The organism is Chryseobacterium foetidum (genome assembly GCF_025457425.1).
Taxonomy (GTDB): Bacteria; Bacteroidota; Bacteroidia; order Flavobacteriales; family Weeksellaceae; genus Chryseobacterium; species Chryseobacterium foetidum.
The window spans coordinates 2,005,552-2,024,638 of sequence record NZ_JAMXIA010000001.1 but is presented as its reverse complement, the minus strand read 5'-3'; the positions used below and the strand labels follow the sequence as shown (position 1 = coordinate 2,024,638).

General features: G+C 36.6%; 20 protein-coding genes and 3 tRNA genes. 5 read left to right on the top strand and 18 right to left on the bottom strand.

Annotated elements, in window-relative coordinates:
* Positions 1 to 41: 41 nt before the first annotated feature.
* From NG809_RS09525 to NG809_RS09510, 4 genes are all read right to left on the bottom strand, one after another.
* Entirely contained in the window at positions 42 to 194 is a 153-nt protein-coding gene (locus tag NG809_RS09525) for a hypothetical protein (RefSeq protein WP_262150085.1), read from the bottom strand.
* Complete coding sequence (gene feoB, locus NG809_RS09520; protein ID WP_262150083.1) at positions 195 to 2,210, bottom strand: ferrous iron transport protein B; 2,016 nt, start codon at positions 2,208 to 2,210, stop codon at positions 195 to 197. It lies immediately after the preceding gene.
* The gene (locus tag NG809_RS09515) at positions 2,211 to 2,465 is read right to left on the bottom strand and encodes a ferrous iron transport protein A (protein WP_396124913.1); all 255 of its coding nucleotides are present in this window, start codon (positions 2,463 to 2,465) and stop codon (positions 2,211 to 2,213) included.
* Between the two features lie 128 nt (positions 2,466 to 2,593).
* A complete protein-coding gene (locus tag NG809_RS09510; protein ID WP_262150082.1) occupies positions 2,594 to 3,532 on the bottom strand; it encodes a GLPGLI family protein in 939 nt (312 codons plus the stop codon).
* A 170-nt stretch (positions 3,533 to 3,702) separates the two neighbouring features.
* On the opposite strand from NG809_RS09510, the gene NG809_RS09505 reads away from it, so the two are divergent.
* Positions 3,703 to 4,200 (top strand): DinB family protein, encoded by a 498-nt coding sequence (locus NG809_RS09505; protein ID WP_262150081.1) that lies wholly within the window; start codon positions 3,703 to 3,705, stop codon positions 4,198 to 4,200.
* A 48-nt stretch (positions 4,201 to 4,248) separates the two neighbouring features.
* On the opposite strand, the gene NG809_RS09500 is transcribed toward NG809_RS09505, so the two are convergent.
* Positions 4,249 to 6,957 carry a peptidase associated domain and porin domain-containing protein gene (locus tag NG809_RS09500; RefSeq protein WP_262150080.1) on the bottom strand — a complete coding sequence of 903 codons (2,709 nt, stop codon included), beginning with the start codon at positions 6,955 to 6,957 and terminating at the stop codon, positions 4,249 to 4,251.
* Between the two features lie 454 nt (positions 6,958 to 7,411).
* Between NG809_RS09500 and NG809_RS09495 the strand changes: the two genes are divergently transcribed.
* Positions 7,412 to 8,296 carry a cupin-like domain-containing protein gene (locus NG809_RS09495; protein WP_262150078.1) on the top strand — a complete coding sequence of 295 codons (885 nt, stop codon included), beginning with the start codon at positions 7,412 to 7,414 and terminating at the stop codon, positions 8,294 to 8,296.
* 34 nt (positions 8,297 to 8,330) lie between these two features.
* Here the strand turns inward: NG809_RS09495 and NG809_RS09490 are convergent, their stop codons facing one another.
* The 6 genes from NG809_RS09490 to NG809_RS09465 all read right to left on the bottom strand — a co-directional run bounded on the left by NG809_RS09490 (position 8,331) and on the right by NG809_RS09465 (position 13,256).
* Positions 8,331 to 10,055, bottom strand: a complete 1,725-nt coding sequence (locus NG809_RS09490) for a M14 family metallopeptidase (protein WP_262150076.1) — start codon at positions 10,053 to 10,055, stop codon at positions 8,331 to 8,333.
* A 68-nt stretch (positions 10,056 to 10,123) separates the two neighbouring features.
* Complete coding sequence (locus tag NG809_RS09485) at positions 10,124 to 10,876, bottom strand: metallophosphoesterase family protein (RefSeq protein WP_262150074.1); 753 nt, start codon at positions 10,874 to 10,876, stop codon at positions 10,124 to 10,126.
* Positions 10,877 to 10,911: 35 nt separating this feature from the next.
* Entirely contained in the window at positions 10,912 to 11,460 is a 549-nt protein-coding gene (locus tag NG809_RS09480) for an RNA 2'-phosphotransferase (RefSeq protein WP_262150072.1), read from the bottom strand.
* 10 nt (positions 11,461 to 11,470) lie between these two features.
* Entirely contained in the window at positions 11,471 to 12,157 is a 687-nt protein-coding gene (locus tag NG809_RS09475) for an SIR2 family NAD-dependent protein deacylase (RefSeq protein ID WP_262150070.1), read from the bottom strand.
* Positions 12,158 to 12,164: 7 nt separating this feature from the next.
* On the bottom strand, positions 12,165 to 12,815 hold the full coding sequence (gene aat, locus NG809_RS09470) for a leucyl/phenylalanyl-tRNA--protein transferase (RefSeq protein WP_262150069.1): 651 nt from the start codon (positions 12,813 to 12,815) through the stop codon (positions 12,165 to 12,167).
* A gap of 60 nt (positions 12,816 to 12,875) precedes the next feature.
* Positions 12,876 to 13,256 (bottom strand): DUF3127 domain-containing protein, encoded by a 381-nt coding sequence (locus NG809_RS09465; protein WP_262150068.1) that lies wholly within the window; start codon positions 13,254 to 13,256, stop codon positions 12,876 to 12,878.
* A 174-nt stretch (positions 13,257 to 13,430) separates the two neighbouring features.
* On the opposite strand from NG809_RS09465, the gene NG809_RS09460 reads away from it, so the two are divergent.
* From NG809_RS09460 to NG809_RS09450, 3 genes are all read left to right on the top strand, one after another.
* Positions 13,431 to 13,512: transfer RNA gene (locus NG809_RS09460), tRNA-Leu, on the top strand.
* Between the two features lie 6 nt (positions 13,513 to 13,518).
* Positions 13,519 to 13,591, top strand: a tRNA-Gly gene (locus tag NG809_RS09455).
* Between the two features lie 9 nt (positions 13,592 to 13,600).
* Positions 13,601 to 13,684 (top strand) — tRNA-Leu (locus tag NG809_RS09450).
* 121 nt (positions 13,685 to 13,805) lie between these two features.
* On the opposite strand, the gene NG809_RS09445 is transcribed toward NG809_RS09450, so the two are convergent.
* The 7 genes from NG809_RS09445 to NG809_RS09415 form a co-directional block, all read right to left on the bottom strand.
* Positions 13,806 to 14,132 carry a helix-turn-helix domain-containing protein gene (locus NG809_RS09445; protein WP_262150067.1) on the bottom strand — a complete coding sequence of 109 codons (327 nt, stop codon included), beginning with the start codon at positions 14,130 to 14,132 and terminating at the stop codon, positions 13,806 to 13,808.
* Complete coding sequence (locus NG809_RS09440) at positions 14,129 to 14,431, bottom strand: hypothetical protein (protein ID WP_262150065.1); 303 nt, start codon at positions 14,429 to 14,431, stop codon at positions 14,129 to 14,131. Before NG809_RS09440 ends, NG809_RS09445 begins: the two co-directional genes overlap by 4 nt.
* Complete coding sequence (locus NG809_RS09435; protein ID WP_262150063.1) at positions 14,398 to 14,835, bottom strand: transposase; 438 nt, start codon at positions 14,833 to 14,835, stop codon at positions 14,398 to 14,400. The genes NG809_RS09440 and NG809_RS09435 overlap by 34 nt, the downstream gene beginning before the upstream one ends.
* 112 nt (positions 14,836 to 14,947) lie before the next feature.
* A complete protein-coding gene (locus NG809_RS09430; protein WP_262150061.1) occupies positions 14,948 to 16,387 on the bottom strand; it encodes a tetratricopeptide repeat protein in 1,440 nt (479 codons plus the stop codon).
* A 637-nt stretch (positions 16,388 to 17,024) separates the two neighbouring features.
* Positions 17,025 to 17,474 carry a GNAT family N-acetyltransferase gene (locus tag NG809_RS09425; protein WP_262150059.1) on the bottom strand — a complete coding sequence of 150 codons (450 nt, stop codon included), beginning with the start codon at positions 17,472 to 17,474 and terminating at the stop codon, positions 17,025 to 17,027.
* Positions 17,467 to 18,090: a ribosome biogenesis GTP-binding protein YihA/YsxC gene (yihA, locus tag NG809_RS09420; RefSeq protein WP_262150057.1), complete on the bottom strand. Its 624-nt coding sequence runs from the start codon at positions 18,088 to 18,090 to the stop codon at positions 17,467 to 17,469. Before yihA ends, NG809_RS09425 begins: the two co-directional genes overlap by 8 nt.
* A 60-nt stretch (positions 18,091 to 18,150) precedes the next feature.
* Entirely contained in the window at positions 18,151 to 18,912 is a 762-nt protein-coding gene (locus NG809_RS09415; protein WP_262150055.1) for an alpha/beta fold hydrolase, read from the bottom strand.
* Positions 18,913 to 19,087 lie beyond the last annotated feature (175 nt).

Below are 19,087 nucleotides of genomic sequence, written 5' to 3'. Positions count from 1 at the left end.
TGATTTTTAACAAAGTTACAGAAAATAGTACATATTGATTTCTATGAACACCCGCAATCCTTATCACATCCACCACCACCAGATTTAAATTTTTTGGTACTGAAATTTTTCCTGAAAACTTTATACAGAGAATATCCTGCAAAAGCCACAAGCAAAAAAACGATGACGTACTGAAGAATTAGTGAGATATCCATTTACTGTAAGATTTGATAAGCAATCAGCGACACAAAATATGCCAAACCGGTCATCATTGCCAGTTGAAAACCAGTCCATTTCCAGCTTTTTGTCTCTTTGTAGACGATGGCAACTGTCGATGCACACTGCATGGCAAAAGCGTAAAAAAGCAATACTGAGATTCCTGTAGCAAAACTGAAAACTTTGCTGCCGTCAGGTTTTACATCGTTTCTCATTTTGTCGATTACTTTTCCTTCAGGAGCGTCGTCATCCAGACTGTAAAGAGTAGACATGGTTCCCACAAAAACTTCTCTTGCTACAAAACTCGTCAGAATTCCAACACCCATTTTCCAGTCATAACCGAGTGGAGCGATGGCGGGTTCGATGGCCCTTCCCATTCTTGCAAGATAGGAATGATCCAATTCAACATCGGTTGCAACAATTTCGTTTTCATTCAGTTTCGGACCAAAATAGCTTAACACCCAAATGATAATACTGACAACGAAAATAATTTTTCCGGCTCCGGTGATGAATTCCCAGACTTTTCCTAAAACAAGTTTAAAGTCATACCAAAAAAGCGGTTTTTTATAGGTGGGAAGATCCATCACGAGATAGGATTTACCTTTCTCTTTGATGAAATATTTCAGGATGAAAGCAGAAAGGAGAGCGACAAAAAATCCTAAAAGATACATCGCCAAAAGTACCAGAGCTTTATAGGAAATTCCAAAGAAATTGCCGTCTGAAATAATCAAACCGATCATAATGCTGTACACCGGCAGCCTTGCCGAGCACGTCATAAAAGGCGTTACCAGAATGGTCAGCAATCTTTCTCTTAAATTTTCGATATTTCTCGTAGACATTACTGCCGGAATTGCGCAGGCAGTTCCTGAAACCAGCGGAACAATACTTTTTCCATTTAAGCCAAATGGTCGCAGAAACCTGTCCATTAAAAAAACAACCCTTGCCATATATCCTGAGTCTTCGAGAATATAAAGAAAGAACAGTAAAATCCCGATTTGTGGAGCAAAAATTACGATGCCGCCGACACCGGGAATGATTCCGTTTGATATTAAAGAATTTAGAGGGCCTTCCGGCAAATGTTCGCCAGAAAAACCGGACATCCATGCAAACAATTCATCGATCCAGTTCATTGGATACTCTGCAAGGAAAAAAACACACTGGAAAATAATCAGTAAAACAAAGAGAAATACGATGTAACCCCAGAATTTATGAACTAAAACTTTGTCTAATTTCTCGGTCAGAAGTTCTTTGGCATTTTGTTTTTTTGTAATAATTCCCTGAAGCATTTTATCTGCAAGCTGATATCTTCGTACCGTTTCCTGAACCTGAATTCTTTTCGGGTTTAATGATTTTAAACCTGAATTTTCTTCAACAGATTTTCTTTCATCTGAACCGAGCGAAATACTCAGCCATGCTCTGTAATTATTATCTGAATTTGTATGAGAAACTATTTTTTCAACTAAATTTTTATGCTCAGCAGGGATTGCAAAATAAGAAACCTCAGATTTTTTAAATTCATTTTTCAGAATCGACTCTTTCAGTTCTTCAATTCCGGTTTGTTCTTTGGCGTTGGTCTGAATGATCTTTAAACCTAAAGTTTCTTCAAGTTTTTTTACATCAATGTCTACACCTCTTCTTTTAGCCTGATCTACCTGATTGAGAACCACAATCATTGGCAAACCCGCATCCAGAATCTGTTGCAGCAAAAGCATTCCTCTTTTAATGCTTAATGCTTCAAGAATGTAAATAACACCGGCATAGTTTTTTTTGTCGAGAAGCACTTTGGAAAAAACGGCTTCATCCTCCGAACTTGGATAAATGCTGTAAGATCCCGGAAGATCGGTAATTTTTACTTCTTCATTTTTATATGAATAGCTTCCTGAATGGCTGGAAACAGTTACTCCAGCATAGTTCCCTGTTTTTTGGGTAGTATTGCAAAGTGCATTGAAAAGGGTAGACTTTCCCACGTTGGGATTTCCTACCAAAAGCACCTGTTTTTCTTGATTTTCCTGCATTTAGATCGATTCTTCAACAATAATAAAATCTCCTTCTTCTTCCCTGAGCGCTATCCTGCTTTTTTCTTCACCAAATTCCACATAAATCGGCCCGTTGAAAGGTGCCTGATAAAGAATTGTAAAGGAAGTTTCAGGAAGCAGACCCATTTCGATGATCTTGGTAGGCATGGTTAAATGCTCATTGTCATAACCTTTTATAATTCCCTTTTTGTTTTTTGGGAACTGACTCAGTTTCTGTGGATCTTTCTGTTTCAAAGCTGAAAATTTGTCGTGCAAATATAGGTTATTTAAATTTAATCTAAATTGGAACCCTTTAAAAAACAGACCCAAACACATCTCTGTATTTGGGTTTGCTTTAATATAGTTAAGTTAAATATGAATGTTTATTTTTTTGCTTTTTCAGTTCCTGTTCTTTCTACCTCGCCTACAATTATGGCTCCGTAAGCAGGCTCGATTTCGTTGTCAACTGCTTTGAAGAAATCTTTGTACTGTTTTTCCTGTTTTTTAATCATATCGCCTACAGTGCCATCCATTCCTGGGATAGATTGTGACATGATTTCTTTTGTCAGCATCGGTCTCATGGTAGCGAAAGGATCTTTTTTAAATTCGTTGAATTTCTTCTCAAATTTATCCCTTGGCATTTCACTTACCTTTCCGCCTTTCGCCTGCATCATGTTTTCGATGTAAGAATACTCAGTATAATTCGGTACTTTTTTGTTTCCCTGCAAAACCCATGAGTAATCTTTAGCTTCATCTTCTATTTTTACAATTAAACCTGGAAGTCCGGAGAATTTGTAAGGTCCGTCCTGAAAAGGAATATCTGAGCTGAACCATGCTGTCCATTTTCTTCCTCCAAACTCTGTAGTTGCTTTCTGTGTGTTGTATTCTCCGATTTTCTGTTTGTCTGAAAGAATTTTCCATGCAAATTTCGGTTCTTCAACGTATCCGATGTTGGCAGGCGTAAATCCGCTGGTGATTTTCTCTACAAACTGAATTTTCATGGTAGGATACGTTTTGTAAACCCTTGCAGACAGTTTTGGCATTTTGATCAGTTTGGAAAGATCTTTCATCTGACCGGATTTCTGCATGGCTTCAATTTCCAGCTTCATGATAGAATCCTGAGCGATGATCGTGTAATCCTGATAGATAGATCTGTTCTTATCTGTGATATCCAAAATGGTGATCACTTTATCCACTTTCGCGGAATCTTTTTTAGGCTTAAAGTTAAGCTCGTAAAAAAATCTGTTTGCCGTTTCACCGGAATCCTGAGCATTAACGAATACCGCCGTTGCAATTAAAAATATTGAAAGTAGTTTTTTCATTTTAAAAGTAAATGTTTGTCTATTAGTTAGAAATCTCTGATAAATGTTACAGTTTTTTTTAAATTAATTTTAAATATTTCAAAGTATGAATCATTTATCATTCTGAAAATCAGTAACTCTGATAGCATAATTTTTGATGTCAGAAAAGGAACAACACAAAATAAAATTTTATGGACACTCTGAAACAGTTGAGAGACGAGCTCACACAGGAGTACAAAACCACAAAGCAGTTTTTTGAAATTTATCCTGAAGACAAAGGAGAATACAAGCCACACGAAAAAAGCATGGCGATGAATCATCTCGTGACGCACATCGCAGAAATTTTTGGTTGGGCGGGCTTTATGCTCAATTCTTCTGAACTTGATTTTTCTGATAGTTCAATGCAACCAAAATTACTTACGACAAGAAAGGAAATTTTGGAGACTTTCGAAAACAATTACAAACAAAGCATGAATGCTCTGGAAAATGCCACAGAAGATGACCTCCTTCCGTATTGGGCTTTGAAAGCCGACGGACACGAACTGGCAAAATGGACAAAGTACTCAGCCATCCGCCACAGTTTGGATCAGATTACCCATCACAGGGCTCAGCTTGGGGTGTACTACCGTTTAAATGATATTGAACTTCCTGGAAGCTATGGTCCGACTGCAGATGTTCAGGGCTTTTAGAAGACGTCAAAAAAAATATCCCTCTCAAATCTGAAAGGGATATTTTTATTATTTAAAGTTAAATTTCACTGTAAACATAACCTGGCTCGGTCTGAGCTGAATTCTGGTGTATGTTAACGAATTCAATGTTCCGTTAAGATCATACGTTTCAAACACTTTTCTGTTGCTGATGTTCATCCATTTCAGTTCAAAGTCAATTTTCTTTTTAGACCATGTGAACTGGTAAGATACATCAAAGAAAGGGTTTCTGTAGGTAGTATCGTTGTTCGTTGTATTCAACTGATCCCATGAAAAACCGATATTGTGATCTTCGAGAGGGTAGAAAAATACTGCTAAATTATGATTGTATCCCTTGTTAATACCTAAAGTACCTGTACGGCCTTCCTGTTTAGTACGCGAGAGACTCATGTTGAAATCTACACTCATCCAGCTGAAATAGGTGTTATTTAGCTTAAAACCATAAGACTGATTGTTATTTTTATTTTTAAATCTCACCTCGTCGAGGAATGCATCTGAGATTGAAGTTGTATTTCTGTAGTTTACAGAGGCATTTGTTTTAAATGAAGGGAAATATTTTCCTACTTCTGCACTTAGCCTGTTGCTTTTAGAATGGTTTTCAATATCAAGATACTGCATCAATGTAAAACCTGTAGTTTGATCTAGTAAAGGAGCCGAAAGCAGGTTTCTTTTGCTGTCTGAATATGAATAATTTACATTAAAAAATAAATTATTCAGGGGATTTCTGTATTCAAGCCTTGAGCCCAATGCAGAAGTTGTTGTTTGCGGAATCGGATTATTGGCGTCCATCACGTTAAACCCATTTGGTGAAAGCAACATGTAACCTGCGTAAGCTGTCTGGATGTCTCCGAAATTATTGCTCACATTGGCATTCACGCTGGCTTTCCAAAATGATGCAAAAGTATATTGAGCAAATAAATTAGGCGTAAAAGTAGTTCTGTTTAAATCTTTTGAAACTCCTCTCACGTCATCTTCAGCCTTGATGCTGGTGAAGTTTACAGGTAAATTTGCAAATACATTCCATACGTCAGTTTTGTAGTTGATACCTAATGAAGCGTTAGGATTGATTTCTGTAAATTTTAGGTTGTTTTCATATGCGGGACCATTAAAATTGGGTATTCCTGAAAGAGCAATTGCGTTAAAATCGGTATTCAGTCTGTCATTTGAGAAGTCGAACCCAACAGAAGGAGTGAAGGTCCAACCTTTTTTAGTAAAACTGATGTTGGCAGAATGTGAAGTGTCTAAAGTTTTTAGTCTGAAATTCTGCTGTGCAACTGTATTAGGTAGGAAAGCAATCGTTCCGATAGGTGCATTTTCGTTTTCTTTAAATGGAAAACGAAGATAATCTGCCGGTGAAACTTTCAACATTTGCTGATCGTCCTGATAACTGATATATGATCTAAGGTTTACCATTTTTTCTTTCCATGGAATAATGGTGCTTAATGAGTTCTGAAAATTTGAAGTCGGAGATTCCACTGCCTGTCCAGCAGATCTACCTTCTCTTACGGCAAAAGCACGGTCTGCATTCCAGAATTGGCTGAAGCTTGTTGAGTTTTTAAAGAAACCTTTTTTTGCATTTTTGGTAAACAACAATTCGCCTCTCACTTTGTCTGTAAAGAAATCATTTCTTGTACTGTTAATTACTTTGCTACCTGCTAAATCACCTGTCTGATAAGTTGTTTCTCTGTAATCTTCTCTTTCAACGGCATTGTTGGTGTAATTTGCAATGGCTTTCAATTCCCATTGTTTAGCTTTGTCAATATTAGTAAGATAGTTTGCTGAAGCATAGTGCACATTATTAAACAAATATCTTTTAACAGGTGTGCTCGGTGTACCAGAAGTTTCTACGTTTAACCAGTCATTTTGAGAAACGTTTCCACGTCTTCCTTCCCACGGGTTGTAACTGCCTAAAATATTTCCCTCGTTTTCTACCTGATCTCCCACATTATTGGTTTTGTAGTTGGCTACCCACTGACTGGTTTTGCTGAAGAACATTGGGGTCATCTTTACATTCCACAAAAGCGGATCTGCACCAACGCCTACTTCGCCACGACCGGTCATGGTCACAGATTTTTTAAGTTTGATGTTGATGGCTGCTGCATCGGATGGTATTTTGCCCTGAAGCATTTTTACCGGCTGGTGATTTTCCAAAACTTCAAGTTTTGCGATGGCATCTTTGGGTAAAGAGTTGGTTACTGTTCCGTAGCCACCTTCCATAAGGTCTTTTCCCTCCACATAAAATTTGTTGATAGGATTTCCCTGATAGAGCACTGTTCCGTCTGCATTGACCTCAATTCCCGGGATTTTTTTCATCACATCAGCCAAAGTACGGTCACTTTTGCTGTCGAATGCTTTCAGATCGTAAGCAATGGTGTCGCCTCTTGCGGTAATCAGTTTGGTTTTTAACTGTACTTCTTTGATTTCTGTAGCTTCAGACTGCATTTTGAAATTCAGGTTCTGGTCTAAATTGCTGATCTGCTTTGTAATTGGTTTTTGGTTAAAACCTTTCACTTTAAGGTCTACATTGCTCTCGGATGAGGTAAATGTAATTTTGTATTCCCCTTTAGAATTGGTAATTCCGTAAGCCAGAATGGCGTCTTTACCGGGTTCTTCTACAGTTACACTGGCGCTTGGGATGCCAATGCCGTCATCATCAGTAATTTTTCCTGAAATGGTCTTCTGCGAAAATAGCATCGCCGAGCAGAACATCAGAACAAAGAGGAAAAAATTTTGTCTCATATCAAGTTATTTATTTTTTTAAGTCTTAAAACCGTTTTTCAACCCCTAAAAGTTGGGATTAAAATATTTCCGGAATTTATTATTTGAACTATTAGTTTGTGAGAAACCAATTTTGTTACTCACAATAGAGATTTAATTTTTATGGAATAGTTAAATTTCTTTAAGTAACTGAAACGGAAGGAACGAACTAATCGTATTTAAAAATCACTAAAGTTTGAGTGATTTACATGTTTGAAAGACTTTCGGCTCATGTAAAAATCAATAATATCAAAATTAGAATTAAATTTTCTGATATCTTTTCTGAAAGCGAAATAGGGTTTTCAGTTTCCAAAAACAAAATAAAATATTTTTACCCGTTCTAAATAATGTGATGAACATCATAGATTAAAAAAATCTTTATTTCGTTGGCATATACATTTATTTAATAATTTTGTAACATTAATTTTTTTAAAAAATGGGAGTTATCTTAAAGCCGATTGATGTTGTAGACGATATTACTCAGGAAGATTTTATTGAAAAATATTTAAAGCCAAGAAAACCTGTTGTCATCAAAAATATGGCAAGAAAATGGCCGGCTTACCAAAAGTGGACAATGGATTATGTGAAGGAAGCAGTAGGTGATGTGGAAGTTCCGCTTTATGATTCAAAAAAAGCCGATCCTGCTGCACCAATCAATACGCCGACGACCAAAATGAAGTTTGCAGATTATATTGATCTGATTCAGAAAGAGCCTACAGATCTCAGAATTTTCTTTTTCGACCCGATCAAGCAGGCAAAAAAACTTCTGGAAGATTACATTTCTCCGAAAGATCTGATGGGTGGTTTTTTAGATAAATTTCCCTCAATGTTTTTTGGCGGAAAGGGTTCTGTCACGTTTTTGCATTATGATATTGACTTAGCGCATATTTTCCACACTCATTTTAACGGGAGAAAACATGTTTTGCTTTTCGAAAATAAATGGAAGGACAGATTATACAAACTTCCTTACGCAACCTACGCACTTGAAGATTACGATATTGCCAATCCGGATTTCGCAAAATTCCCTGCTCTGGACGGAGTTGAAGGTATAGAATGTTTCCTTGAGCATGGTGATACGCTGTTTATGCCGACGGGATGGTGGCACTGGATGAAGTATCTTGACGGAAGTTTTTCAATCTCTCTCAGAGCGTGGGACAAATCGTGGGCCGTGAAAGCGCAGTCGTTGTGGAATCTTACGGTTCAGAGAAAATTTGATGACGTGATGAAGAAAAATTTCAAAAAGAAATACATGGACTGGAAAGAGCGCAAAGCTGTTACCAGAGCCGAGTGGGCCTTAAAAAAAGGTTTACCTAAAAGATAAGTTAAAAAAGACGTTTCAATTGAGACGTCTTTTTTTATAAAATTCTGTAGATGGGATATTGTCTGAATGTTTTCTCTTCGAAATAAGAAGAATTTCTGTAAATCCAGTCGAGTTGTGCATTTCCGTCATTGTCAAACTCTTTATCTGAATCTTTTTTAGCTTTAAATTTCTGGTTTAAGTCTTTGTCTTTTTTCAACAATTCCGCAGCGGTATCCTCAAAAATATAGGCTGAATAATATTCTTTCTGAGATAAAATTGCGTCGAAGAAATTCCAGTTGAAGAAAGAGTCTGTGGCTTCCGGTTCAAGTGTTTCAACGAGATATTTTACTCCGAATTGCTGTGTGGAAACAAGATAGTCACCTGCCGCGACTGTTACTTTTTTATCTGATTTTTCAACTTTGGTTTCATAATGAAGATAATGACCTTCAGAGGGATTTTTCACGGTTTTGAAATCATTAATTTTATACGATTCCACCGCGATCGTGCTGTCTTTTGTGATTATTTTCATCTGAATCTGATTGCGTTTCAGTTCTTCAATCACACGATATTGCGATTGGGGGATCACATAATACTTCGGAATGGTAATGTAGCTGGTAGGAACCGCCGTTGTAAACAGTTTTATCTTTTTTGTGAAAGGTTTGCTTCTGTCATAAAACAGTCTTGGCTTCCCCGAAATATCACTCGGTTTGTATCTTCCTTCAAAACCTTTAAAATCCATGGTCGAATACTGAGTAGAATCTATTTTCCAGCGAATGCCATATTGATTTCCTGCCTGATACTGTTTTAAATTGTCGATTCGGAGCTTTTTAATTTTTTTAAAATCTTTATCTAAATTCTGAAGATTGACAAGCATGTATTTGTAAGTAGCATCCACGCGTTTGTCGTAAGGCTTCAGCATGTGGGTTTCCGGCATGGTTGCCATCGTATTGAAAAGTGATGCGTAACCTGTAGAATATCTCGGAGAATCTTCAAAAGCAGCAAAACCAATATCGGGCACATCGCCATGAATGTTGACATAAGGCGTGCTTTCATAGCCGATTTTCTTTAAATCATTTAAATTTTTAGCCTGAAAATCATTATAAAAATATTCTCCTAAGATTTTACCCAAACGTTCTTTAAAAGTAGAAATATAAGTAAAAGTATACTGATAATCTGCTCCGTTGCTCACATGATTGTCGATAAAAACATCAGGCTTCAGCCACTGGAAAATTTCCTGAAAACTCTTTGCATTTTTAGAATCAACTTTAATAAAATCTCTGTTGAGGTCTAAATTTCTTGCATTTCCTCTGAAACCATACTGTTCCGGACCGTTTTGGTTGGCTCTTGAAAATGCTCCACGGTTCAGCATTCCGCTGATGTTGTAGGCAGAAATTGCGGCCACAACGAAATTTTCAGGAGTTTTAATTTTATTTAAAGCTAAATCCCGCATCAGCATCATGGTAGCATCGATTCCGTCGGGCTCTCCGGCATGAATTCCGTTGTTGATGAAAAGTATGGCTTTTTCTTTCCTTAATTTCTCGAAATCTTTCTCAGGAAAAGGATTGTAAACCACGACATAGATTGGTTTTCCGTTGTCATCTTCACCTTTTTTAAGATATTGAATGGTCTTGAAGTTTTCTGCAAGATTTTCATAAAAGGCATTCATTTCCTGATATGTCACAGTTGTGTTTCCATTTCCTTTTTCAAAAGGTGTCTGATACTGATTTTGAGAAAAAAATATCGATGAAATCAGTAGAAAGAGGAAATACTTCGGTTTCATATATTCATTGGTTTTAGATTGGTAATCTTTTTCAGAAATTTAGAAATGATTTAAACTTTGGTTAATCTTTAAATTTTCAGTTTAACTTTATAATGATTTCTGCCTTTTTCTTCAGGATACAGATGGGGAAGAGTATCGCTTTGCCGAAATTCTTTTGTGTCAACATCCATGATTGACAAAGCTCCGGTAAAAGCCGCGCCGGTATCAAGATTCCACACGTTGCTTTTTCTTAAAGGTTCTGTGATTCCTAAATGCAAAGTATGCGTATGACCGATGAAAATTTCTTTAAACAGTAATAATTTCTTAGGATACAAATCTGGATTTTCCGATAATTTTTTATCCATGGCAACTGCCGTTTCCCAGAGAGTTCTGTCCCAGCGGCTGTCTGCGGTGTACATTTCCACATCCGGACCGTCGGTCGAAGTGTATCCGGCGTGAATAAACAGCCGGTTTTCTTCATCCACATAATAGTTTTTCATGTTCTGAAAAAACTCAAGATGAACATCAAGCTCTTCCAAAGAATATTCTGAATAACTGTCAACAGTAGTTTGTCCGCCATTGGCAAGCCAGACAGGAGGCTCGGAACCCAATAAAAGCCAGTTTTCTGCCCATGCATCGTGATTTCCTTTGATGAAAATACATTCCTGCTTTTGCGAAAGTTTAATAAGAAAATCTATTATCAGAGAGGATTCGCTCCAGCCGTCGACATAATCGCCCAGAAAAATAAGTTTATCATTTTCTGTTACTTTTGCTCTATGCAAAACCTGTTTTAAGGCTTTAAATCCTCCGTGTATGTCGCCAATGGCTAAAGTTCTTTTCATTTAAATATTTTGTGGTAATTCAGACGTGGAAATTTTTATGGATTCTTTAAAATGTATTTTTGATCCACAAAATCCGTCAGCCAAACACCGTTTTCTGAAAGATAAAAAAGAATTCCGTCCTCAGACATTTCCTTTGTTTTAATGGTTAAAATTACAGGTTTCCCATGTCGCATCCCCACTTTGTTTGCGGTTTCTTTGTCTGAACTTAAATGAACGTGCTGCCTGCTTTTTTTTTCAATGCCATTTTCCAAAATTGAATCAACATTTGCCTGAGCTGTTCCATGATACAGAAATTCGGGTGGTTGCTGAGGTTTTAAATTTAAATCAATCCCAATCGAATGCCCTTGGTTGGCTCTGATTCTGGTTTTATCTTCATTAAAAACAAAACGTTTTTTATCATTGGTTTCCACAATTTCATTAAGTTCTTCGAAAGTAAAACCTTGAGTGTCATTAGTTGATTTTGCAATGAGTTCATCCACATTTGCCCAGCCGTTTTCATCTAAATTTAAGCCAATCAATTCAGGATGATGCCGGAGAACGTAGCTCAGGAATTTGCTTGTTTTTTTCTTTTGGGACTCAGTCATAGTTTTATTTTTAAGCCAAATCCACCAATTTATCAAACAGTAACTTCATCCCCTGAGTTGCTGTTTCTTTCATCACAACAGCTCCCTGCCCGTACCCAAAACCTGTTTCATTGGGATTGATAACGATCAGAAGACAGTCATCTTTAATCTCATGAACCAATCCTGCGGCAGGATAAACCTGAAGTGATGTTCCGATAACCAGAAAAATATCTGCCTCACGGGCGAGCTTGGTTGCTTTTTCCATCATAGGAACTTCTTCGCCAAACCAGACAATAAAAGGCCTGAGCTGTGCACCATCTTCTGCTTTATCGCCAATTAAGATATCATTTTTCTGTTCATAAATCAGATCTTTATTATTGCACGAGCAGGATTTGAAAAGCTCGCCATGAAGATGGGTGATATTGGTAGAGCCGGCTCTTTCATGCAGATCATCAATATTTTGAGTGATAATCTGAACTTCAAAATGTTGTTCCAGTGCTGCGAGTAATTTGTGGGCTTCATTAGGTTCTACTTCATGCAGCTGACGGCGTCTTTGGTTGTAAAATTCCAAAACAAGTGCTCTGTCTTTCCGCCAGCCTTCCGGACTTGCCACGTCTGTGATGATGTGGTTTTCCCAAAGTCCGTCGCCGTCTCTGAAGGTTTTTATTCCGCTTTCGGCGCTGATTCCGGCTCCGCTTAAAATGGTAAGTTTTTTCATTAGGTTTTTAAATCTGATTATTTTCCCTTAAAATATGCAAAAAATCTTTTTTGGCAATCATCCGTGCGCCCAAACTTTCAAGATGAGGCGTGTGGGACTGACAGTCGATCAGGGTTAAAGAATTCTTATTTCTTTCAACAAAATTGATAAAACCCGCCTTTGAGGCATTGCTCACTTTGCTGAACATGCTTTCACCGCAGAAAACATCACCAATTTTCAAACCGTAAAATCCGCCAACCAATTCTTTATCTTGCCAAACTTCAATGCTTTTCGCCAAACCATATTTGTGAAATTGCAGAAAAACCTGAATAAGTTGTTCAGAAAGCCACGTCCCATCCTGATCTTTTCTCGCTGTCTGCTGACAGTTCCGGATCACTTCTTCAAAACACTGGTTTTCGGTAAACGTGAAAGTGTTTCTATCTAAAATTTTCTTCATCGACTTTGAAATCTTGATTTCATCAGGAAAAAGCACAAATCTTGGATCCGGGCACCACCAAAGGATTTCTTCATCAGGATTAAACCATGGGAAAATACCATTTTGATAGGCAAACCAAACACGATCTGCAGACAAGTCTCCTCCGTATGCGATGATACCTTCGTGACCATCATAAAATTCAGGGTCGGGGAAAGTGATTTCTTTGGGATCAAGTTTTATCATAAGACAAAAAATCCCACTTTTTTTGGAAAGCAGGATTGTATTTTGAGTTTTAAATTTCAATTAGAAAGGAAGATCGTCGTCTTCTTCTTCAAAAGGGTTTGCGTTTGATGAAGTTGGCGAAGCAGACTGGTTTGGTGCTGCGTGTGTAGGCTCTGCACTGTTGTTATCCATTACCTTTTCAATTCTCCATCCTGTAATAGAGTTGAAATATTTTGTTTCGCCTTGTGGAGAGACCCATTCTCTACCTCTGATGTTGATTCCCACTTTTACATTTTCACCTTCAGAAACATTATCAAGCAAATTGATCTTATCCTGCAAAAATTCGATGTTGATTGGCTGCGGATACTGCTCCTGCGTCAAAATCACCATTTCTCTTTTCTGAAAACCACTTGCAAAAGACTGAACTTCAGAGATTTTCTTTACCGTACCTTGTAATTCCATATCATTAAATGTTAAAGATGTAAAAGTAATAAAATGAAACGTAAAAATAAAGGAAGAAATTAAATTTTAAAAAAAATGAAAAAAAAGTTTGAAAAGACTTGCAGATATAAATTTTTGCCCTATATTTGCACTCACAAAAACGAAGGAAGTTCTTTAAAATATTTCAATAATCATGCGGATGTGGTGTAATTGGTAGCCACGCCAGACTTAGGATCTGGTGCCGTGAGGCGTGGGGGTTCGAGTCCCTTCATCCGCACAACTTGCGAAAATAGCTCAGCTGGTAGAGCACAACCTTGCCAAGGTTGGGGTCGCGGGTTCGAGTCCCGTTTTTCGCTCTACATCACGCCCTGGTGGTGGAATTGGTAGACACGCAGGACTTAAAATCCTGTATCCGCAAGGATGTACGGGTTCAAGTCCCGTCTGGGGTACTTAAAAAGACTGTTAATCATTGATTATCAGTCTTTTTTGTTTTTAGGGGTGGCTAAAAGGGTGTTCTAAATAAAATAAATCGCAAGCCGCACAAAAAATTCTCAAAAATCTTTCATTAATCTATTCCGCGTAAATTTTTTTCCATTTCGAAATGGTATTTCTGCTCATTTTAAATTCATTGGAAACCTGCAGATTGCTTAGTTTATTTTTCTTCTGATATTCCATAATCTGTTTGATGTCCGATTGAGTGTAGGTACGGTGTTTTTGGTTGAAACTTTCTGCTTCTTTTCCTGAACTGCCGAAAATGATTTTATTGAGCTTAATGATATCAAGCGTAGAGAGATCTTCTTTTTCTAATAAATGGGTGCAGGCAATTCGTTTTTCTGGATATTTTAAATCTAGAATATCACTGAAAATGAGTTTGTAGTTAGGTCCTGGGTTTTTCATAAATCTTTTGGTGCTAATAAAGACACAACTTTATATTCAGGATTTTTTCCTTCAAAATAATACACATTCTTCAATTCTTTCCAAAGGAAATATTCGCCGATCGAAATATCTACCACCTTGTCATCTTCAAAAATAAATACAATCTCATCATTAAAGAAGCTTAAATTAAATCTTCTGAAGAACCATACCTCACTATCCGATTTTCCGGAAGGTCTTCCGAAAGCAATTAAAATTTCATTTTTTGATTTGTGGAGATAATTGTCAATCAGCTTTTTAAGTTTTCGTACTTGTTGATCCATTTGTATAATGTGGTTTTTGGTATTCTGTATTTTTCAACGGCGCCTGATGTGGTCATCTGACCGCAGTTAATCTGTTCAAGAATAAAACTGATCATTTCCTGCGTGTATATATTTTTTCGGAAAACCGGCAAGGCAGTCCTTTTAGTATTGGCATTTTTGTCTGCTGTAGAAGCAGCAACAGGAGCGTAAAGAATTAGATGTTGGCTGTAGATTCTAAAAAAATCATATTCCAAAAGTTTGCACCATTTTAAAAGAACATCAGAATTCAAGTCTTTTGATGAAAGCATTATTTTAATTTCATCTTCCTGGCATGCCATGAAATTGCAGATTCTTGAAATCTCTGTTTTGTTTTCTCTAATTTTCTGCTCGATAAGAGAACCTATGTGAATATTTTTGAAGTCCAAAATTTGTGATATATAAATTGGCTTCAAAGAACGTGTAAAGGTTTGGGATATTAAAAAAACAATGGGTCTATTGTGATACTATTATTGTTTAATTAATTGATATGCAGTCTGTTTAAAATTGTTTCTTACCAAGGTTTTTAAACCACAGTTCAGTGCTTTCCTCAGCAGGAATATTGAGTTTCGTTCTCAAATTGTGCTTTCGGTTACGAACGGTACTTAGGGTTCTGAAGGTAAAATTGGCGATATCTTTGGTGGTGAAACCTAAAAAAATATACGCACAAAGTGTAAGTTCCGAAACCCTGAGCTTAGAATCAATCTTCAATAATTTACTGATTACTTCAGGATAAACTTCTTGAAAACGGGTAAAAAATTCGGGGCTGTTTGTTTTGGCAAGCAGAATAATTTCATCAAAAGCTTCATTTACTTTCTGCTGTAGCTGAGTGTTTTCTTCTTCCTTAGAATACAGTTTTTCCTCATCATCCCTGCTCTTTTTCTTGTATTTTATTCTTAAAAATGTAAAAATGCCGGCAGATAAAAGTAAGATTAACGCAATAATAAAGTAAAGTTTTGTTCTGGATTTTTCTGAAACTTCTTCTTTTTCCCTGATCAGCTTTTTTACAGGAATCTCCTGTATTTTGGTGCTTGCAGACTTCAGGCTGTCACTTAAAAAAGTGTATTTTTCAAGATTAATGATTGCTTCACTGTCGTTCTGAGCGGCTTTGTGAGCTTCGTACAAAAGCTTGTGTATATCCCGAACATCCTGAGGCTTTTTTAATTTTTTGCAAATTTCAAGCGCTTCATTGTAGCATTCGATTGCTTTTGCAAATTCTTTCTTTTCTATATAATATCTTCCAAAATTTCTCTGCAACACAGATTTCTGAAAAAGAGGAATTTTTCCGGAGGAGTATATTTTTTCACCAAGATCCAGATAGTATTTTGCGGAATCCAGATTTTTCTGATAAGAAATATAATACTTTGCCAATCTTGAGGCGGTATGGGTATTTGGGAAATATTTATGAGCATTCTGAATATCTTTATAGAAGGCATTGATGTTTTTATTTTCCTCATGAATAACACTGCGGAGGCCGTAAAAATACTGTAGATTTTTCCCATTTGATTTCGGATTTCCTTTTGCAATATCGATGGCAATGCTGTAATACTCAATTGCTTTTTCTTTGAATCCCAGATCATTGTAATTTCTGCCGTATTCTCCATATATTCTGGCATTCAAAACAGGATTGTCGAGATCTTTACACTTTTCAAGGGCAAGATCAAGATAGCGCAGGCTTTCCTTTGTTCTGTAGAGATTGCTGGATATGTTTGCGGCGAAGAGATATGCTTTGGCTGCGTCTTCGTTGGCATTTAACCTTTCGTATTCCTGTATCACTTTTTTACACAGCTCCAGAGATTCCTGAAGTTGACCTTTCTTAAAGAGTGAAGCAACGTCCTTATTAAAAATAGAATCTGTTTCTTTTTTGGTATAAGTTTGTGCATTAGCCGTGATGAAGCCTAAGAGAAATATATAGAATGTAAAAAATACAGTTTTAGCCACTTTAATTAATAGTTTTAAATTCCGCTGAAGCCCATGCTTGCAGAGTTTGAAGAATTTTTAAATCTTCTGCAGCTCTGAAGGAATTTCAATGATTAAAATTAAGAAAAACTTTGAGATCATTTTTAATCATGATTGCTGAGAAGATTACCGATTTGGCTGAGAGTAATTCTGGTCTCATCTCTCCCTCCACAAAGTTGAATATCATTGTGTTTTTTTTGCAGAAGAATAGGCAATTCTTCTTTTTTGCGGAGGGGTGTGATGAGATTTTTTGAGAAATTAAAATAATTTTTCAGATCTCATCAAGTGTGTTTTTTTTGAGTTGGCAAATAAACTTTAAATAATTCGATTTAACATAATATTTGCCTTCTATTCAATATTTATTATCATGTAATCAGTTGATTTTTAATTAAATAAAATTTGATTTAAACAGAAACTAGAAGTCTGTTTTTTCATGGATAGTGCAAATCGACTCATTTTTAGAGATATTTACCGGATGTTTTTAAGTGAATTTTAGCTTAAAAAAATTGAACTTTTAAACTTGGTATTCATTTAAATCGAAAAAAACCCAAGACGATTCCCGGGTTTTTATAATTTTATTAAAACTGATTGTATTGTTTAATTCAAAAATAACAAGCAACTATTTTCGCAACATTTCTGTATGAGGAATTCCGTCTTCAAGATATTTTTTTCCGGTGTCTTCAAAGCCAAATTCACCGTAAAATTTTAAAAGGTAATCCTGAGCAGAAATTCTAACTTGTGTAGTTTTGAAACGGTTTTCAATGGTTTCAACGGCGTAGGCAATGAGTTGCCTTCCCAGATTTTTACCTCTCGCTTTTTCTGTAGTTAAAACTCTGCCGATGGAAGTTTCGGGATATTTTATTCCCTGATCAAAAATCCTGCAGTTGGCTAATACTTCCCCATTTTCCTCAGCCCAAATGTGAACAGCCTTTTGGTCGTAATCGTCAAGATCAGGATATGGGCAGTTCTGTTCGATCACAAAAACATTGATTCTTGCCTTGAGCACAGCGTACAGTTCAGGAACCGTAAACTCATCAAAAGTTTTAATTTTCCAGATAATATTACTCATCGAAGGTAACGCTGTTATTAATTAAAAATTCATTTGTAGTCTGGATGAAACTTAAAATTTCACCACAGCCTTCTTTTTTTTCTGCAGAAGTCACATAGATTTCCGGAAGATCTGCCCATGTTTTATGGAGTTCGGTTTTATAATCTTCAATATTTTTTACAACTGCATTAGGTTTCAGTTTGTCAGCCTTTGTGAATACAATTGAGAATGGAACTCCGCTTTCACCACACCACTGAATAAATTCTAAGTCAATCGTCTGAGGTTTGTGTCGTGAATCGACCAAAACAAAAAGGTTCACAAGATTTCTTCTGTTCAGAATATAGTTGGTAATCAGTTTTTCGAAATCTTTTCTGAGCGTTTTCGAAACTTTAGCATATCCATACCCAGGTAAATCAGTGAGATACCAGTTTTCATTCACTAAAAAATGATTGATAAGCTGTGTTTTACCAGGTGTTCCTGAAGTTTTTGCCAAATCTTTATGATTCATCATTGCATTGATGAGAGAAGATTTACCAACGTTTGATCTGCCGATGAAAGCATATTCCGGCATGTCTGGTTCAGGACATTCCTGCCATTTTCCGCTGCTTTTTACAAAAGTGGCTGTTTTAATAACCATAATATATATTTTAGAAAAACAAACCATTAAGAAATTTCTTAATGGCTGTAATATTTTTAATTAAACTTTATTTTTTAACCAGGCGTAGAGAATTTCATTGAATTCATCAGGTTTTTCCATCATTGCTGCATGACCACATTTATCAATCCAGAAAAGTTCGGAATTTGGGATAAATTTATTCATGTCAATGGCAACTTCAGGCGGAGTTACGTTGTCCTGTTTCCCCCAGATCAGACATGTTGGTCTCAAAATCTTTGGAAGATCATTTAACATATTGTGTTTGATGGCGCTTCTGGCCAGCATCACAGTTTTTATACCTTTCATTCTGTCATTTACGACGCTGAAAACTTCGTCTACCAATTCTTCTGAAGCCACAGTGGGGTCGTAAAAAACTTCCTCTGCCTTCTTTCTTATATATGAACGGTCATTTTTTCTCGGAAAACTGTCCCCGAAAGCTCTTTCATATAAGCCTGAACTGCCTGTCAGCACAAGATTCTGGACAAGATCCGGTCGTGCTAAAGTCAAAATCAAACCAACATGACCACCCATTGAGTTCCCAACGATGGTAACGGGTTTTCCTATATTAGTTTCAATGAAAGTAATAACGTATTTGGCGATTGTAGTAAGATTGGTGTTGAGAACCGGAAGGTCATATATGGGAAGCTGAGGTACGTAAACTTTAAAACCTTTTGCAGAAAAAAAGTCTACCATCTTCTCAAAATTGCTGAGACCACCCATCAGACCGTGCAACAGTACCAATGGATGTCCTTCTCCCGCTTCCACAAAGGCGAATTTTTTCTCTTTTTTTGTTTTGAATATCATAAATATGCTTTAAGAAAGCCATGCAAAAATACAAATTAAACCTCACAAATATTTTGCCAAGCCTAATTTAAAATAAAAATAACATACAACTGCACTTTTTAGGGAGTTTTTTCAGAAAGACTTATCCGCGCTTTATTCTCTGAAATTTACAACTTCCAAATTATCAGTCACTAAA

Excerpts from the sequence above, each read along its gene's own strand:
- NG809_RS09510 (WP_262150082.1), bottom strand. The coding sequence starts at position 3,532 with ATGAAAAAACTACTTTCAATATTTTTAATTGCAACGGCGGTATTCGTT.
- NG809_RS09475 (WP_262150070.1), bottom strand. The coding sequence starts at position 12,157 with ATGAAAAAACTTACCATTTTAAGCGGAGCCGGAATCAGCGCCGAAAGC.
- NG809_RS09425 (WP_262150059.1), bottom strand. The coding sequence starts at position 17,474 with ATGAGTAATATTATCTGGAAAATTAAAACTTTTGATGAGTTTACGGTT.
- feoB (WP_262150083.1), bottom strand. The coding sequence starts at position 2,210 with ATGCAGGAAAATCAAGAAAAACAGGTGCTTTTGGTAGGAAATCCCAAC.
- yihA (WP_262150057.1), bottom strand. The coding sequence starts at position 18,090 with ATGGTTATTAAAACAGCCACTTTTGTAAAAAGCAGCGGAAAATGGCAG.
- NG809_RS09490 (WP_262150076.1), bottom strand. The coding sequence starts at position 10,055 with ATGAAACCGAAGTATTTCCTCTTTCTACTGATTTCATCGATATTTTTT.
- NG809_RS09500 (WP_262150080.1), bottom strand. The coding sequence starts at position 6,957 with ATGAGACAAAATTTTTTCCTCTTTGTTCTGATGTTCTGCTCGGCGATG.
- NG809_RS09495 (WP_262150078.1), top strand. The coding sequence starts at position 7,412 with ATGGGAGTTATCTTAAAGCCGATTGATGTTGTAGACGATATTACTCAG.
- NG809_RS09445 (WP_262150067.1), bottom strand. The coding sequence starts at position 14,132 with ATGAAAAACCCAGGACCTAACTACAAACTCATTTTCAGTGATATTCTA.
- NG809_RS09415 (WP_262150055.1), bottom strand. The coding sequence starts at position 18,912 with ATGATATTCAAAACAAAAAAAGAGAAAAAATTCGCCTTTGTGGAAGCG.
- NG809_RS09480 (WP_262150072.1), bottom strand. The coding sequence starts at position 11,460 with ATGACTGAGTCCCAAAAGAAAAAAACAAGCAAATTCCTGAGCTACGTT.
- NG809_RS09465 (WP_262150068.1), bottom strand. The coding sequence starts at position 13,256 with ATGGAATTACAAGGTACGGTAAAGAAAATCTCTGAAGTTCAGTCTTTT.
- NG809_RS09525 (WP_262150085.1), bottom strand. The coding sequence starts at position 194 with ATGGATATCTCACTAATTCTTCAGTACGTCATCGTTTTTTTGCTTGTG.
- aat (WP_262150069.1), bottom strand. The coding sequence starts at position 12,815 with ATGATAAAACTTGATCCCAAAGAAATCACTTTCCCCGACCCTGAATTT.
- NG809_RS09505 (WP_262150081.1), top strand. The coding sequence starts at position 3,703 with ATGGACACTCTGAAACAGTTGAGAGACGAGCTCACACAGGAGTACAAA.
- NG809_RS09440 (WP_262150065.1), bottom strand. The coding sequence starts at position 14,431 with ATGGATCAACAAGTACGAAAACTTAAAAAGCTGATTGACAATTATCTC.
- NG809_RS09485 (WP_262150074.1), bottom strand. The coding sequence starts at position 10,876 with ATGAAAAGAACTTTAGCCATTGGCGACATACACGGAGGATTTAAAGCC.